Genomic DNA, 14870 nt, shown 5'->3' with positions numbered 1-14870 from the left:
GTCCGCGGCGCTGCGGTAGCGTTCGCGCGGTCGCCGCCGCCTGCCGGGTGCGGGCGCGGCGACCGTCATCGACCGCCGTCACCGAACGCCGTACGTGAGGACCCCGCGTGGAACCGCCCGCCGCGACCGCCGACGTCCCGCCCCGGGCCACCGCAGCCGAGGGGCTGCGGTTCGCGTTCGGGACGCTGACCGTGCTGCCGGTGCGGGTGGAGCGCTGGGACCGCGGCGCGGGGACCGCCGGAATGCTGTGCGCACCGGTGGCGGGCGCGGTGGTGGGGCCGGCCGCCGGGGCGCTGGGCGCGGTGGTGGCGTGGCTCGGCGGCGGGCCGCTGCTGGCCGCGGTGGCGACCGTCGCGGTGCCGGCCGCCCTCACCCGGGGCCTGCACCTGGACGGACTCGCCGACACCGCCGACGGTCTCGGCAGCGGCAAACCGGCCGAGGACGCGCTGCGCGTCATGAAGCAGTCGGACATCGGCCCTTTCGGGGTGCTGACGCTGGTCCTCGCGCTGCTCGCTCAGGTCGCCGCGCTCACCGACGGTTACGCGCGGGGGTGGACGCACGGAGCGGCGGCCGCCGTGGTCGCCGCGCTCACCGGGCGGGCCGCGATGACGCTGGCCTGCCGTCGCGGGGTGCCGCCCGCGCGCCGCGACGGGCTCGGCGCGGTGGTGGCCGACGCGGTGCCCCGGGGCGCGGCAGCGGTGGTGGCCGCGCTGGTCGTCGTGGCCGCGGGCGCGCTGGGCGCGGCCTTCTCACCGGGCGCGGGCGTACACCAGGCGGTGGCCGTGCTGCTGGGCCTGACGGCGGCTCAACTCCTGTGCCGCCGCTGCGTCTCCCGGCTGGGCGGGGTCACCGGTGACGTGTTCGGCGCGTTGTGCGAAACGGCCGTCACCGCGGCCCTGCTGGCGCTCGCGCTGGGCTGAGCGCGTCCCCGCACCGGCGCCACCGGTGCGCTCTCCCGGTGGCGGTCGGGCGTAGGCTCGCGAACGGCCGACAGGGGGCGTGGCGGATCCGCCGCACCGCGGGCAATACGATGCAGCGGGCGCGGGCGGCCCACCCATCGGCCCGACGAGCGCAACAGGACCTCGACGGAAGAGGAACTCCGTAACCGTGACTGCACTGACTCTCAGCACTTCCTCCGCCGCATCGTTGCGTGCGGACGCCGTCGTGGTCGGCGTGGCAAAGGGCCCCAAGGGCCTCGTTGTCGCGTCCGGCGCGGAGGCGGTGGACCAGGCCTTCGACGGCAAGCTGGCCGCCACCCTGGAGACACTCGGCGCCGCCGGCGGTGAGAGCGAGGTGACCAAGCTGCCGGCGCCGGCCGGGGTCAAGGCCGCGGTCGTGCTGGCGGTCGGCCTGGGCGAGGTCCCGGCGGACGGCGAAGGCCACCCGGCCGAGACGCTGCGCCGGGCCGCCGGTGTCGCGGCGCGCACCCTGGCCGGCGCCAAGAAGGCCGCGTTCGCCCTGCCGGTCTCCGGCCCGCACGACACCGAGGCGGTGGCGACCGGCGCGCTGCTGGGCGCGTACGCCTTCACCTCGTACCGCGGCGGCAAGGAGAAGGCGTCCGGCGCCGTCAAGGAGCCGCTGGCCGAGATCGCGGTGCTCGGCGGCAAGCCGCGCGACAGGGCGTTCAAGGCGGCGGCGGAGCGCGCGGTCACGGTGGCCGAGGAGGTCAACCGGGCCCGCGACCTGGTCAACATCCCGTCCAACGACCTGTTCCCGAAGTCCTTCGCGGAGACCGTCCAGGCCGCCGCCAAGGAGCACGGCCTGAAGGTCGAGGTGCTGGACGAGAAGGCGCTGGCCAAGGGCGGCTACGGCGGCATCATGGGCGTCGGCCAGGGCTCGGCGAACCCGCCGCGCCTGGTCAAGGTCGCCTACACGGCCGGCCGCAACAAGCCGCACCTGGCCTTCGTCGGCAAGGGCATCACCTACGACTCGGGCGGCATCTCGCTCAAGCCGGCCGGTCACAACGAGACCATGAAGTGCGACATGTCCGGTGCCGCCGCGGTCTTCGCCGCCGTGGTCGCCGCCGCCCGCCTGGGCCTGGACGCCAACGTCACCGGCTGGCTGGCGCTCGCCGAGAACATGCCGTCGGGCACCGCCACCCGCCCCGGCGACGTGCTGCGCATGTACTCGGGCAAGACCGTCGAGGTGCTCAACACCGACGCCGAGGGCCGTCTGGTGCTGGCCGACGCCATCACCCGGGCCGGTGAGGAGAAGCCGGACGCCATCGTCGACGTCGCCACGCTGACGGGCGCGATGGTGCTGGCGCTGGGCGACCGCACGTTCGGCGTCATGGCCAACGACGACGACTTCCGCACCGCGATCCACGAGGCCGCGGGCGAGGTCGGCGAGGCGTCCTGGCCGATGCCGCTCCCGGCGGAGCTGCGCAAGGGCCTGGACTCGCCGGTCGCCGACATGGCGAACATGGGCGAGCGGATGGGCGGCGGCCTGACCGCCGGCATCTTCCTCCAGGAGTTCGTGGCCGAGGGCATCACCTGGGCCCACCTGGACATCGCGGGCCCGGCCTTCCACGAGGGCGCGCCCTACGGCTACACCCCCAAGGGCGGCACCGGCAGCTCGGTGCGCACCCTGGTCCGGCTGGCGGAGCTGGCCGCCGCGGGCGAGCTGTTCTGAGTCACCCGCACGTCGCGAACGGCCCCGGGCGCACCCCGCCCGGGGCCGTTCGCGTTCCCGGCCCCGTCCGGCCGAGCGCGCCCCGCACGGTGTGACGAATTTCGCCCTTGACGAAATTCCCCCGAGCTACCCATGAGTAGCCCCCGGGAATCCCCGCCGCCACGTCTCACACACCGGCCCCGCGTCCCGGCAGCCGTCAACAAGTGCGAAGATGTTGTACCGGCACGACAGGGCCCCCTTTTTGAACAAACGTTTGAACAAAGCGGCCGAACCTAAAGCCGCCGCCCGGTTACGGAACCGGCTCCGGCGTATCCATGCATGGAGGACGTGACGTGGCGAACGACGCCAGCACCGTTTTCGACCTAGTGATCCTCGGCGGTGGCAGTGGCGGCTACGCCGCGGCCCTGCGCGCGGCTCAGCTGGGCCTGGACGTCGCCCTGATCGAGAAGGACAAGCTCGGCGGCACCTGTCTGCACCGCGGCTGCATCCCCACGAAGGCTCTGCTGCACGCGGGCGAGATCGCCGACCAGGCGCGCGAGGGCGCCCAGTTCGGCGTCAAGTCCTCCTTCGAGGGCATCGACATCGCCGGGGTGCACAAGTACAAGGACGACGTGATCTCGGGCCTGTACAAGGGCCTGCAGGGCCTGGTGGCCAGCCGCAAGGTCACCTACGTCACCGGCGAGGGCCGGCTGTCCTCCCCCACCACCGTCGACGTGAACGGCGAGCGCTACACCGGCCGCCACGTGCTGCTGGCGACCGGCTCGGTGCCCAAGTCGCTGCCGGGCCTGACCATCGACGGCGACCGCGTCATCTCCTCGGACCACGCGCTGGTCCTGGACCGCGTGCCGAAGTCCGCGGTGGTCCTGGGCGGCGGCGTCATCGGCGTCGAGTTCGCCTCCGCCTGGAAGTCCTTCGGCACCGACGTCACCATCGTCGAGGCCCTGCCGCACCTCGTGCCGGTCGAGGACGAGAACAGCTCCAAGCTGCTGGAGCGCGCCTTCCGCAAGCGCGGCATCGCCTTCTCCCTCGGCTCCCGCTTCTCCGGTGTCGAGCACACCGCGGACGGCGTGAAGGTCTCGCTGGAGAACGGCAAGACCTTCGAGGCCGAGCTGCTGCTCGTCGCCGTCGGCCGCGGCCCGGTCTCGCAGGGCCTGGGCTACGAGGAGGCCGGCGTCGCGATGGACCGCGGCTACGTGCTGGTCGACGAGTACATGCAGACCAACGTGCCGACCGTCTCGGCCGTCGGCGACCTGGTCCCCACCCTCCAGCTCGCGCACGTCGGCTTCGCCGAGGGCATCCTGGTGGCGGAGCGTCTCGCGGGTCTGAAGCCCGTGCCGATCGACTACGACGGCGTGCCCCGGGTGACGTACTGCCACCCCGAGGTCGCCTCGGTCGGCATCTCCGAGGCCAAGGCCAAGGAGATCTACGGCGCGGACAAGGTCGTCACCCTCAAGTACAACCTCGGTGGCAACGGCAAGAGCAAGATCCTCAAGACCGCGGGCGAGATCAAGCTCGTCCAGGTCCGCGACGGTGCCGTCGTCGGCGTCCACATGGTCGGTGACCGGATGGGCGAGCAGGTCGGCGAAGCCCAGCTGATCTACAACTGGGAGGCGCTGCCCGCCGAGGTCGCACAGCTGATCCACGCGCACCCGACGCAGAACGAGGCGCTCGGCGAGGCCCACCTGGCCCTCGCGGGCAAGCCGCTGCACTCGCACGACTGACCCCTCAGACACGCCAGTAATCCGCAAAGATCGTTAGGAGCAACCGAAACCATGGCGGTTTCCGTAACCCTGCCGGCGCTCGGCGAGAGCGTGTCCGAGGGCACCGTCACCCGCTGGCTCAAGGCCGAGGGTGAGCGCGTCGAGGCCGACGAGCCGCTGCTCGAGGTGTCGACCGACAAGGTCGACACCGAGATCCCGTCGCCCGCGTCCGGCGTCCTGTCGTCCATCAAGGTGGCCGAGGACGAGACGGTCGAGGTCGGCGCCGAGCTGGCCGTCATCGACGACGGCAGCGGCGCTCCGGCCGCCGCGCCGGCCCCCGCCGCCGAGGCCCAGGCCGCCCCGGCCGAGCCCGCCCCGGCGCAGGCCGCGCCCGCCGCCGAGGCCCCGGCCCCGGCTCAGGCGGCCCCGGCCGCCGAGGCCGCCCCGGCCGGTGGCGCCCAGGGCACCGACGTCGTGCTGCCCGCGCTGGGCGAGTCGGTCACCGAGGGCACCGTGACCCGCTGGCTGAAGGCGGTCGGCGAGACCGTCGAGGCCGACGAGCCGCTGCTCGAGGTCTCCACCGACAAGGTCGACACCGAGATCCCGTCGCCCGCGGCGGGCACCCTGCTGGAGATCCTGGTGGGCGAGGACGAGACCGCCGAGGTGGGCGCCAAGCTCGCCGTCATCGGCTCGGCCTCCGCCGCCCCGGCTCCGGCCGCCCCCGAGGCTCCGGCCGCCCCGGCCGCCGAGACCCCGGCCCCGGCCCCGGCTCAGCCTCAGGCGGCCCCGGCTCCGGCGACCCCGGCTCCCGCGCCCGCCCCGGCCGCGCCCGCCGCCCCGCAGGCCCCGGCCGCCCCGGCTCCGGCGCCCGCCGCTCCGGCTCCGGCCACCCCGGCCGCCGGTGGGGCCGACGCCAACGGCGCGTACGTCACGCCGCTGGTGCGCAAGCTCGCCGCCGAGAACGGTGTCGACCTCGGTGCGGTCAAGGGCACCGGCGTCGGTGGCCGCGTCCGCAAGCAGGACGTCCTGGCCGCCGCCGAGGCCGCCAAGGCCGCGACCCCGGCGGCCTCCGCCCCGGCCGCCGCGTCCAAGACCCCGGCCGCCGCCTCCCCGCTGCGCGGCCAGACGGTGAAGATGACCCGCATCCGCAAGGTCATCGCCGAGAACATGATGAAGGCGCTGCACAGCCAGGCGCAGCTGTCCACCGTGGTCGAGGTGGACGTCACCCGCATCATGAAGCTGCGCGCCCGGGCCAAGGAGTCCTTCGCGGCCCGCGAGGGCGTCAAGCTCTCCCCGATGCCGTTCTTCGTCAAGGCCGCCGCCGAGGCGCTCAAGGCGCACCCCTCGGTCAACGCCAAGATCAACGACGACGGCACCGTGACCTACCACGACGTCGAGAACATCGGCATCGCGGTCGACTCGGAGCAGGGCCTGATGGTCCCGGTCATCAAGGGCGCGGGCGACCTCAACATCGCCGGCATCGCCAAGAAGACCGCCGAGCTGGCCGGCAAGGTCCGCAACAAGAAGATCAGCCCGGACGACCTGTCCGGCGGCACGTTCACGATCAGCAACACCGGTTCGCGCGGTGCGCTGTTCGACACGATCATCGTGAACTACCCGCAGGTCGCCGAGCTGGGCATCGGCGCCACCGTGCGCCGCCCGGTCGTCATCGACCACCCGGAGCTGGGCGAGACCATCGCGATCCGCGACATGGTCTACCTGACCCTCTCCTACGACCACCAGCTGGTCGACGGCGCCGACGCCGCCCGTTACCTGGGTGACGTCAAGGCGCGCCTGGAGGCGGGCGAGTTCGAGGGCGACCTCGGCCTGTAAGCGGTCGGTCGCCGCGCGGGCGTGGTCCCGGTGTCCCCGTGAGGGACCCGGGGCCACGCCCGTTTCCGCGCCGAAAGGACCGCCCCCCCCGGAACGCGGGAGGCCGGGCGGCGGGTTCCGGCTGCGTAACGACACGGGCGCGGACGGTCCACTCCGGGTGCAGCGCGGCCCGCGAGCCAGGATCCTGGTGGCGTGATGGACGAGACGGAGTTCTGGGAGATCGTCGACCGGGCGCGCCAGGACGCGGACGGCGACCCGGAGGAGCACGCCGACCTGGTGGTCGAGCGGCTGACCCAGCTCGACCCGGACGCCGTGCTGGACTTCGCCCGCCACTTCGACTCCCGCGTCAACCGCGCCTACACCTGGGAGTTGTGGGGCGCCGCCGCGCTGCTGCTCGGCGACCCGGGCGAGGACGCGTTCGAGGACTTCCGCTGCTGGCTGGTCGGCCAGGGGCGGCACGTCTACGAGGGCGCCGTGCACCACCCGGACGACCTCGCCTCACTGGTGGACTTCGAGACCGGCACGGACGGCGACGGCGAGGAGCTGGGATACGCCGCCGACGAGGCGTACGAGCAGCTGACCGGCGTACGCCTGCCCGACCTCGGCATGCGGCCCCCCTCGGAGCCCGCGGGCGAGCCGCTGGACCTGACCGACGCCGACGCGGTGCGCGAGCGGTACCCGACGCTGTGGGAACGCTACGGCTGACCGCCCGAGGGACCTTCCCGCCGTCCCTCCGCCGTGATTCGAGCGCGCTGCGGGCAGGATGACCCCATGCGCATCGTGGTCACCGGCTCGGCCGGTCTCATCGGCTCCGCACTCGTCCGCTCGCTGACCGCGGACGGCCACCAGGTGACCCGGCTGGTCCGCCGGGAGCCCACCGCCCCGGACGAGGCCCGCTGGGACCCGGCGCGCCGCGAGGTGGCCCCGGGCGCGCTGGAGGGCTGCGACGCGGTCGTCAACATGGCCGCCGCCGGGGTCGGCGACCAGCGCTGGAGCGACGCGTACAAGCGCGAGATCCACGACAGCCGGGTGAACGCCACCGCGACCATCGCCGAGGCGGTCGCCGCGCTGGCCCAGCCGCCCAAGGTCCTGGTCTGCGGCACCGCGATCGGCTTCTACGGCGACACCGGCGAACGCGAGGTCGACGAGAGCGCGCCGCCGGCGGACGACTTCCTGGCGCGCGTCTGCGTGGACTGGGAGGCCGCCGCCGCGCCCGCCGCCGACGCGGGCGTGCGCACCGTCTTCGCCAGGACCGGCCTGGTGGTGGCCCGCGAGGGTGGCGCGTGGGCCAAGCTCTTCCCGGTGTTCAGCGCGGGCATCGGCGGCCGGATGGGCAACGGGCGCCAGTTCTGGAGCTTCATCTCACTGCACGACGAGATCGCCGCGCTTCGCCACCTCATCGACACCCCCGACCTGTCGGGCCCGGTCAACCTCACCGGCCCGCACCCGGTCCGCAACCGCGAGGTCGCGGCGGCGATGGGCCGCGTGCTGCGCCGCCCGGCGCTGGCCGTGGTGCCGGCGCCGGTACTGCGGCTGGCCCTCGGTGAGTTCGCGGGCAACGTACTGGGCTCCCAGCGCGTTCTGCCGCGACGGCTGCTGGAGACCGGCTTCCGCTTCGCGTTCCCCGGCATCGACGAGGCGATCCGCGCCGCCTGACGCTTCGTCACCCCTCCCCGCGCACCCTTTCCGCACCGCATAACGGAGCGCGCGCACCGCGTAACGGGGCCGCCAAGTCAGCGTGAATCAGGCGGTATCGGCGGGCGCCGATGCGGGCATGACCCTTCCAGCGCACGAGCACTCGTCAGCGGGGGAAACGAACGGACCTCGGGGAGGGGCACCGTGTCGTCTCAGGCACGACAAGCGCACCCGCGTCACACCGACGTGGTCATCGTGGGTGCGGGGCTGGCGGGACTGTCCGCGGCCCACCATCTGATCAACGCGGGTGTCACGGTCACCGTCGTCGAGGCCGCGACCCGGGTCGGCGGCCGCATGGTCACCGACACCGTCGACGGCTTCCGCCTGGACCGCGGCAGCCAGCTGCTGTGCACGTCCTACCCGGAGCTGGGCCGCACCCCGGGGCTGTCCGCGCTGCGGCTGCTGCCGCTCACCCCGAGCGGCCCGGTCCCGGCGGGCGCGCGGCGCGGCCACCGGGGGGTCGATCCACGCGCGGTCTGGGACCGCGCCCGGCTCGGCGCCGCTCTCGGCAGGCTGGCGTCCACGCCCACCGGGCGCCTGCTGGCCCGCCCGGAGACCACCACGGCCGCGGCGCTCGCCACCCGCAGCTTCCCGCCGCGCGCGGTCGACTCGCTGCTGCGCCCGCTGCTGGCCTCGCTGCTGCACGACCCGGGCCTGGGCAGCTCCAGCCTCTGCGCGGACCTGGTGCTGCGCGGCTATGCCAAGGGCCGGATCGCGGTGCCCGCGGGCGGCGCCGGAGTGCTGCCGGAACTGCTGGCCGCGGCGCTGCCGCCGGGGACGGTACGGCTCGGGGTGCGGGCCACCTCGGTGGCGGCGAACGCGGTCGGCACCGACCGAGGCGGCCCGATCCCGTGCCGCGCGGCGGTGGTGGCCACCGGGGCCCGGGACGCCTGCGCGCTGCTGCCGGGCCTGCGACTGCCGGACTTCCACCCGGTGACCGTCCTGCACCACGACGCGCCCGAACCACCGCTGCGCGAGCCGCTGCTGATCCTCGGCGGCGACCGGGGCGAGCGGGGCCACGCGTTCCCGGGAGGCGGCCAGGGCGGGCCGGTGGCGCACACCATGGTCGCCAGCGCCGTCGACCCCTCGCGCGCGCCCGCGGGACGGGCGCTGGTCACCTCGACGGTGCTGGGGCCGCTCACCGACCGACTGGAGCACCGAGTACTCGCCCACCTCGCCGAGCTGTACGGCACCGACACCTCGCGCTGGCGGCTGCTGGCCGCCCACCACGACCCGGACGCGGTCCCCGCGATGCCGCCGCCGCACGACGTAAGGCGGCGGGTGCGGGTGCTGTGGGGGCTGTACGTCTGCGGCGACCACCGCGACACCAGCACGGTGCAGGGCGCGATGTTCTCCGGGCGGCGGGCGGCCCATCACGTCATGCGGGACTTCGGCATCCGCCCGGGGTACGGCGACACCGCGCGGGAGCTGCCCGCGGTGGCCTGACCCGGTGCTAACCCAGCGCCACCCCCACCGCCGCCGCCTTCTCGAAGAAGCCGCGCACCGCGGGCGCCTCGCGGTGGGGGTCGACGCGGCGGGCGAAGTCCCGCACGTACTCCACCGCGCGCAGCGACCGCATCTCGGAGGCCTGCTGGACCGCGTCGGAGGCCAGGGCGCACGCCTGGTCCAGCTCGCCCAGGCCCAGCCGGGCGGTGGCCAGCACGACGCGGCAGAACAGGCGGCTGCGGGCGTAGGCCGGACCGCGCAGCTCCAGCGAGCGTTCGGCGTGCTGGGCGGCGGCCCGGTACTGCTGGAGGTCGCGGTGGCAGTGCCCGAACTCGTCGGCGAGCTGGCCCTCGTCGAAGAACTTCGCCCAGTACGGCGTCTCGTCGCCGGGTCTGGCCGCCTCCAGGGCGCGTTCGGCGCGGGCGAGCGCCGCCACGCACGGACGGGCCTCCCCCAGCACCCCGTGGCCGCGGGCCTCCGCCGCGTGCAGCAGCGCCTGGACGACCGGCGGGGCGCCCGGGCCCACGCCCTGCTGCGCGACCCTGGCCAGCTGCACCGCCTCGCGGCCGTGGCCCAGGTAGACCGCCTGACGGCTCATGGTGACCAGGACGTAGCCACCGTAGACCCGGTCGGCCGCCGCCTGCGACAGCCGCAGCGCCTGGACGAAGTACCGCTGAGCCAGGCCGTGCGCGCCGATGTCGTAGGAGGTCCAGCCGGCCAGCCGGGTCAGGTCGGCCACCGAGGCGAAGAGCTTGCGGCCCAGCGACTCGCCGTAGCAGCCGCGCAGCATCGGTTCCGCCTCGTGCTCCAGATAGCGCACGAGTGCCTGCCGGGCGTGGCCGCCGCCGTACGCGTTGTCCAGCGAGCGGAACAGTTCCCCGACCGAGCGCAGCGCGTGCACGTCGCCGGCGCTGACCCTGCGGCCCCGCTCGCCGCCCGGCTGCCCCGGGGCGTGCTGCCCACCGCTGCGGCCGCGGCTCTGCGGCGGCACCCTCGGTGGCGGCTCGGGGGCCGGGCCGCGGGCCACCTGTTCGTCGGCGCGGCCGATGAGCCAGTCGCGGCTCGGCACGACCAGCCCGGCCGGGGTGAAGGCGATGCGGCGCAGTTCCGCCGTGCTGCCGGTGTCCTTGCGCCACAGGCCGCCCACGATGTCCACCGCCTCCTGCGGGGTGGCCGCGAACTCCAGGCCCGCGTAGACCGGGGCGCAGGCGTCGAGGCCGACGTCCTGGGCGGACAGCCTGCGGCCGAGGCGGCGGGTGAAGACCTCGGCGATCAGGGCGGGGGTGGTGCCGCGTGGCTGCTGCCCGCGCAGCCACCGGGTGACCGAGGTCTTGTCGTACCGCAGGTCGAGGCCGTGTTCGACGCCGAGCTGGTCGACGCGGCGGGCGAGTCCTGCGTTGGAGAAGCCGGCCTCGGCGATCAGCGAGGCGAGTTGGCGGTTGGGCGTGCGCTGCGAGGTTCGTTCCGTCATGTGTGGTGCGGTCCCCTCCCCGGGAGGGTGGCGGTCGGTGCGGGTGGCTCTGGGTCGCTCGGGAGCGGCTGTCGGCCGCTCGGGGTGGCTGGTCGGCCTCGGTGGTCCGGCGGAGTGCGTAGCGCCCGGTAGGCGGCCGGGAACGGCGCGAATGTAGTCGTAAGCTCCGCCGCGATCATCCGGTGAGACGCGCATTCGCCGGAACGGGTGAACCACCTTCCACGCGGCGACGGAACGTCCCCTTCCGGCGAGGAGCGCGTGGTAACGCGACGGCCGCCTCCGGAAGGCGCCGGTCCGCGCCGTACAGTGGATCCGGCGTGAGAGCTGAGACCCAAGGAGCCGCCGTGAGTGACCTGCGCTTCGTCCACCTCGGATTCGGGCCGGACGCCGTCGAGTACACGGAGGCCTGGCAGGAGCAGCGCCGGGTGCACGCCGCGCGCTTCGCCGACGAGGTGCCGGACACCGTCCTGATGCTGGAGCACCCGCCGGTCTACACCGCGGGCCGCCGCACCGAGGACAGCGAGCGCCCGCTCGACGGCACACCGGTCGTCGACGTGGACCGCGGCGGCAAGATCACCTGGCACGGCCCGGGCCAGCTGGTCGGCTACCCGATCCTGAAGCTGCCGCGCCCGGTGGACGTGATCGCGCACGTGCGGCGGCTGGAGGAGGCGCTGATCCGGGCCTGCGCCGAGTTCGGCCTGGAGACGACGCGGATCGAGGGCCGCAGCGGCGTGTGGGTGCTGGGCGACCCGGTGGACAGGCGCCCCGCGATCCCCGGCCTCACCCTGGACTTCGACCCGCGCCTGCACACGGGCCCCTCCTCGCCGAAGGCGGACGAGGAGGGCGAGTTCGACCCGCGCCTGAGCGGTCCCGAGTACGCGCCGTCCAACGCGGGCCAGCGGCGCGAGGACCGCAAGCTGGCGGCGATCGGCATCCGCATCGCCAAGGGCGTCTCGATGCACGGCTTCGCGCTCAACTGCGACCCGGACAACACCTGGTTCGACCGCATCGTGCCGTGCGGCATCCGGGACGCCGGCGTCACCTCGCTCTCGAACGAGCTGGGCCGCGACGTCGGCGTGACGGAGGCGCTGCCGGTGGTGGAGAAGCACCTGCGGGCGGTCCTGGAGTCCACGGAACCGCTCCCGCGCGCGGTCTGAGGCTCCAGGGCCCTGGCTCACCCGTTCGGGGGAATGCCTCCGCGATCCGGCGGGTTGGCTCGGAGGAAGAGCACGCAAAACATCGGGCGTACGCTGGTCTACGCCGAAGAATCGAATGCCCCGCCAAGCAAGGAGTGCCGGACGTGTCCGCTGTCGCACCCGACGGCCGCAGGCTGTTGCGTCTTGAGGTCCGGAACAGCCAGACCCCCATCGAGCGCAAGCCCGAGTGGATCAAGACCAGGGCGAAGATGGGGCCCGAGTACCGCGAGCTGAGCGGACTCGTCAAGCGCGAGGGCCTGCACACCGTCTGCCAGGAGGCGGGCTGCCCCAACATCTACGAGTGCTGGGAGGACCGCGAGGCGACGTTCCTCATCGGCGGCGACCAGTGCACCCGGCGGTGCGACTTCTGCCAGATCGACACCGGCAAGCCGGCCGCGCTCGACCGCGACGAGCCGCGCCGCGTCGGTGAGTCCGTCGTCACGATGGACCTCAACTACGCCACCATCACCGGCGTCGCCCGCGACGACCTGGAGGACGGCGGCGCCTGGCTGTACGCGGAGACGGTGCGGCAGATCCACGCGATGACGGCGGGCCGCGAGGGCGGGCACACCAAGGTCGAGCTGCTCATCCCGGACTTCAACGCGGTGCCCGAGCAGCTGGCCGAGGTCTTCTCCTCGCGCCCCGAGGTGCTCGCGCACAACGTCGAGACGGTCCCGCGCATCTTCAAGCGCATCCGCCCCGGCTTCCGCTACGAGCGCTCCCTGGAGGTCATCACCCGGGCGCGCGAGGCAGGCCTGGTCACCAAGTCCAACCTGATCCTCGGCATGGGCGAGACCCGCGAGGAGATCAGCGAGGCGCTGCAGGACCTGCACGACGCGGGCTGCGAGCTGATCACCATCACGCAGTACCTGCGGCCGAGCGTGCGGCACCACCCGGTGGAGCGCTGGGTGAAGCCGCGGGAGTTCGTCGAGCTGAAGGAAGAGGCCGAGGAGATCGGCTACGCGGGCGTCATGTCGGGCCCGCTGGTGCGCTCCTCGTACCGCGCGGGGCGGCTCTTCCAGCAGGCGGTCGAGGCCCGCGAGGCGGCCGCGGCGACGCCGCAGGCGGTCTGAGGGCGAACGCGGAGCCGTGCGCGGGGCCGACAGGATCGCGTCAGCGTTTCATCAGCGTTTGACCGGCCGGTCACCGACTGGTAACACAATGTGGTGATTCTGGGTACGAACACGGCTCACGCGTTCCATTCGGCCTGAGGGAGATCCGCCATGCAGGCGCACCCCGCCTACGCACGCCCCGCCACCCGCGCCACCACTCCCGCCGGTGCCGCCGCGCCCGTCTCGGTCGGCGGCGCCCTGCGCGCGGTCGAGGCGTTCTTGATGCGCGGCGGCCAGCGCACGGCCCGCCGCAACGCCTGGAGCGCGGTCCTGGAGGACCGCCGGCGGGCGGAGGACCGGCGCGCGGCGCAGCACGTCCTGGAGACGCTGGGCGACGCCCCGGCGCCGGCCTGGCGGCTCCCCCGGCCCTGACCGCCCCGAGGGCCCGGGCAGCCCCTCGCCACGCCCTCGCGAGCTCCCGTCTCCGTGGCGTTCGGCGTACCCCGCCTGGTGGAGCCCCGGCGGCCCGGGCCACGTATCCTGTGCGGCATGGCGAGGAAGGAAACACCCGAGAATCCTGGACGGCTCAAGCAGATCGTCCAGACGTACAAGATGACCCGGCAGATCGACCCCAAGGTCGGCCTCGTCGTAGCGGCAGTGGGCATCGTCACCTTCGGTGTGATCCTCGCCATCGGCTTCTTGATCGGTCACCCCGTCTACGCGGGCATCCTCGGCCTTCTGCTGGGCTTCCTGGCGGCGGCGATCATCTTCGGCCGCAGGGCCGAGAAGGCCGCGTTCGGGCAGATGGAGGGCCAGCCGGGGGCCGCGGCGGCGGTGCTGGACAACGTACGCGGCTGGACGGTGACGCCGGCCGTGGCGATGACCCGCAACCAGGACGTCGTGCACCGCGCGGTCGGCAAGGCCGGCATCGTGCTGGTCGGCGAGGGCAACCCGAACCGGGTCAAGGGCCTGCTGGCCCAGGAGAAGAAGCGGATGGCCCGGGTCGCGGTGGACGCGCCGGTCACCGACATCATCGTGGGTTCGGGCGAGGGCCAGGTCCCGCTGAACAAGATCCGCACCACGCTGCTGAAGCTGCCGCGCGTGCTGGCGGGCCCGAAGGTCACCGAGGTCAACGACCGCCTCAAGGCGCTGGGCGACCTGATGAGCAACATGCCGATCCCCAAGGGCCCGATGCCGCGCGGCGCCCGGATGCCCAAGGGCGGCCGGATGCGCTAGGCGCGCGGCGTCCGACGACGCGTGACGTGACAGGGGGTGGCGGGCCGTGCGGCCCGCCACCCCCTGTCACGTCGGGTCCGCGGTGTGCTCACATCCGGACCTGGACCGCGCCCACCGCCTTGTCGTGCAGGCCGCGGGTGTCGCGGTCCCACACGGCGGCGGGGACGACCAGGAGCAGCAGGACGGTGCGTACGACGACGGCGAGCGGCCCGAGGCGCCGGCCGTCCACCCGTACCAGCCGCAGCCGCATGAGGCGCTTGCCGGGCGTGCACGCCACCGTGGCGAGAGTCAGCACGCTGACCACGCCGAAGATCACGAAGGTCCAGTTGTTCGCCGCGGTCGTGCTGCCGTGCGAGAGCAGGCCGTAGGCGATCAGCAGGCACAGCGCCCAGTCGATGAAGAGCGCGGCCACCCGCCGCCCCACCGGGGCGACCGATCCCGGCCCCTCCTTCGGAAGGCCGAGGCGCTCACCCCGGTAACCGAAGTCGGCGCCCATCTGCTCGGCCGCCGCGCGCGGTCCGGAGATCCACGATCCCAAAGCTTCCCGTTTGTCCACCGGACAACGGTACTGCGGCGGCTTCCGCGCGCTCCCCCGGGCCCCCGGGTCACC

At 74.0% G+C, this 14870-nt stretch carries 13 protein-coding genes; 11 read left to right on the top strand and 2 right to left on the bottom strand.

Going from position 1 to position 14870, the window contains the following annotated elements:
- Positions 1 to 107 precede the first annotated feature (107 nt).
- The 7 genes from CK485_RS14430 to CK485_RS14400 all read left to right on the top strand — a co-directional run bounded on the left by CK485_RS14430 (position 108) and on the right by CK485_RS14400 (position 9305).
- On the top strand, positions 108 to 920 hold the full coding sequence (locus tag CK485_RS14430; RefSeq protein WP_109450559.1) for an adenosylcobinamide-GDP ribazoletransferase: 813 nt from the start codon (positions 108 to 110) through the stop codon (positions 918 to 920).
- Positions 921 to 1107: 187 nt separating this feature from the next.
- Positions 1108 to 2631, top strand: coding sequence for a leucyl aminopeptidase (locus CK485_RS14425; protein ID WP_109450557.1), 1524 nt, complete (start codon positions 1108 to 1110; stop codon positions 2629 to 2631).
- Between the two features lie 332 nt (positions 2632 to 2963).
- On the top strand, positions 2964 to 4352 hold the full coding sequence (gene lpdA, locus CK485_RS14420) for a dihydrolipoyl dehydrogenase (protein ID WP_109450555.1): 1389 nt from the start codon (positions 2964 to 2966) through the stop codon (positions 4350 to 4352).
- Between the two features lie 51 nt (positions 4353 to 4403).
- The gene (gene sucB / locus CK485_RS14415; RefSeq protein WP_109450553.1) at positions 4404 to 6164 is read left to right on the top strand and encodes a 2-oxoglutarate dehydrogenase, E2 component, dihydrolipoamide succinyltransferase; all 1761 of its coding nucleotides are present in this window, start codon (positions 4404 to 4406) and stop codon (positions 6162 to 6164) included.
- Positions 6165 to 6359: 195 nt separating this feature from the next.
- Positions 6360 to 6869, top strand: coding sequence for a DUF4240 domain-containing protein (locus tag CK485_RS14410; RefSeq protein ID WP_109450551.1), 510 nt, complete (start codon positions 6360 to 6362; stop codon positions 6867 to 6869).
- 66 nt (positions 6870 to 6935) lie between these two features.
- Positions 6936 to 7820 carry a TIGR01777 family oxidoreductase gene (locus tag CK485_RS14405; protein ID WP_109450549.1) on the top strand — a complete coding sequence of 295 codons (885 nt, stop codon included), beginning with the start codon at positions 6936 to 6938 and terminating at the stop codon, positions 7818 to 7820.
- Between the two features lie 183 nt (positions 7821 to 8003).
- Positions 8004 to 9305 (top strand): NAD(P)/FAD-dependent oxidoreductase, encoded by a 1302-nt coding sequence (locus tag CK485_RS14400; protein ID WP_241968350.1) that lies wholly within the window; start codon positions 8004 to 8006, stop codon positions 9303 to 9305.
- Between the two features lie 7 nt (positions 9306 to 9312).
- Here the strand turns inward: CK485_RS14400 and CK485_RS14395 are convergent, their stop codons facing one another.
- Complete coding sequence (locus tag CK485_RS14395; RefSeq protein WP_109450547.1) at positions 9313 to 10776, bottom strand: regulator; 1464 nt, start codon at positions 10774 to 10776, stop codon at positions 9313 to 9315.
- Positions 10777 to 11120: 344 nt separating this feature from the next.
- Here CK485_RS14395 and lipB point away from each other — a divergent pair, with 344 nt between their 5' ends.
- The 4 genes from lipB to CK485_RS14375 all read left to right on the top strand — a co-directional run bounded on the left by lipB (position 11121) and on the right by CK485_RS14375 (position 14260).
- The gene (lipB, locus tag CK485_RS14390; RefSeq protein WP_109450546.1) at positions 11121 to 11933 is read left to right on the top strand and encodes a lipoyl(octanoyl) transferase LipB; all 813 of its coding nucleotides are present in this window, start codon (positions 11121 to 11123) and stop codon (positions 11931 to 11933) included.
- Positions 11934 to 12076: 143 nt separating this feature from the next.
- Positions 12077 to 13045, top strand: coding sequence for a lipoyl synthase (lipA, locus tag CK485_RS14385; RefSeq protein WP_109450544.1), 969 nt, complete (start codon positions 12077 to 12079; stop codon positions 13043 to 13045).
- Positions 13046 to 13195: 150 nt separating this feature from the next.
- Positions 13196 to 13456, top strand: coding sequence for a hypothetical protein (locus CK485_RS14380; protein ID WP_109450542.1), 261 nt, complete (start codon positions 13196 to 13198; stop codon positions 13454 to 13456).
- 117 nt (positions 13457 to 13573) lie between these two features.
- Complete coding sequence (locus CK485_RS14375; RefSeq protein ID WP_109450540.1) at positions 13574 to 14260, top strand: DUF4191 domain-containing protein; 687 nt, start codon at positions 13574 to 13576, stop codon at positions 14258 to 14260.
- An 88-nt stretch (positions 14261 to 14348) separates the two neighbouring features.
- Here CK485_RS14375 and CK485_RS14370 read toward each other — a convergent pair whose 3' ends face one another.
- Positions 14349 to 14816: an RDD family protein gene (locus CK485_RS14370; protein WP_109450538.1), complete on the bottom strand. Its 468-nt coding sequence runs from the start codon at positions 14814 to 14816 to the stop codon at positions 14349 to 14351.
- Positions 14817 to 14870 lie beyond the last annotated feature (54 nt).

The organism is Streptomyces sp. ICBB 8177 (genome assembly GCF_003144095.1).
In the GTDB taxonomy this organism is placed as follows: Bacteria; Actinomycetota; Actinomycetes; order Streptomycetales; family Streptomycetaceae; genus Streptantibioticus_D.
Note: the sequence above shows the minus strand (reverse complement) of the source record. Positions and strands in the feature narration are given on the sequence as shown.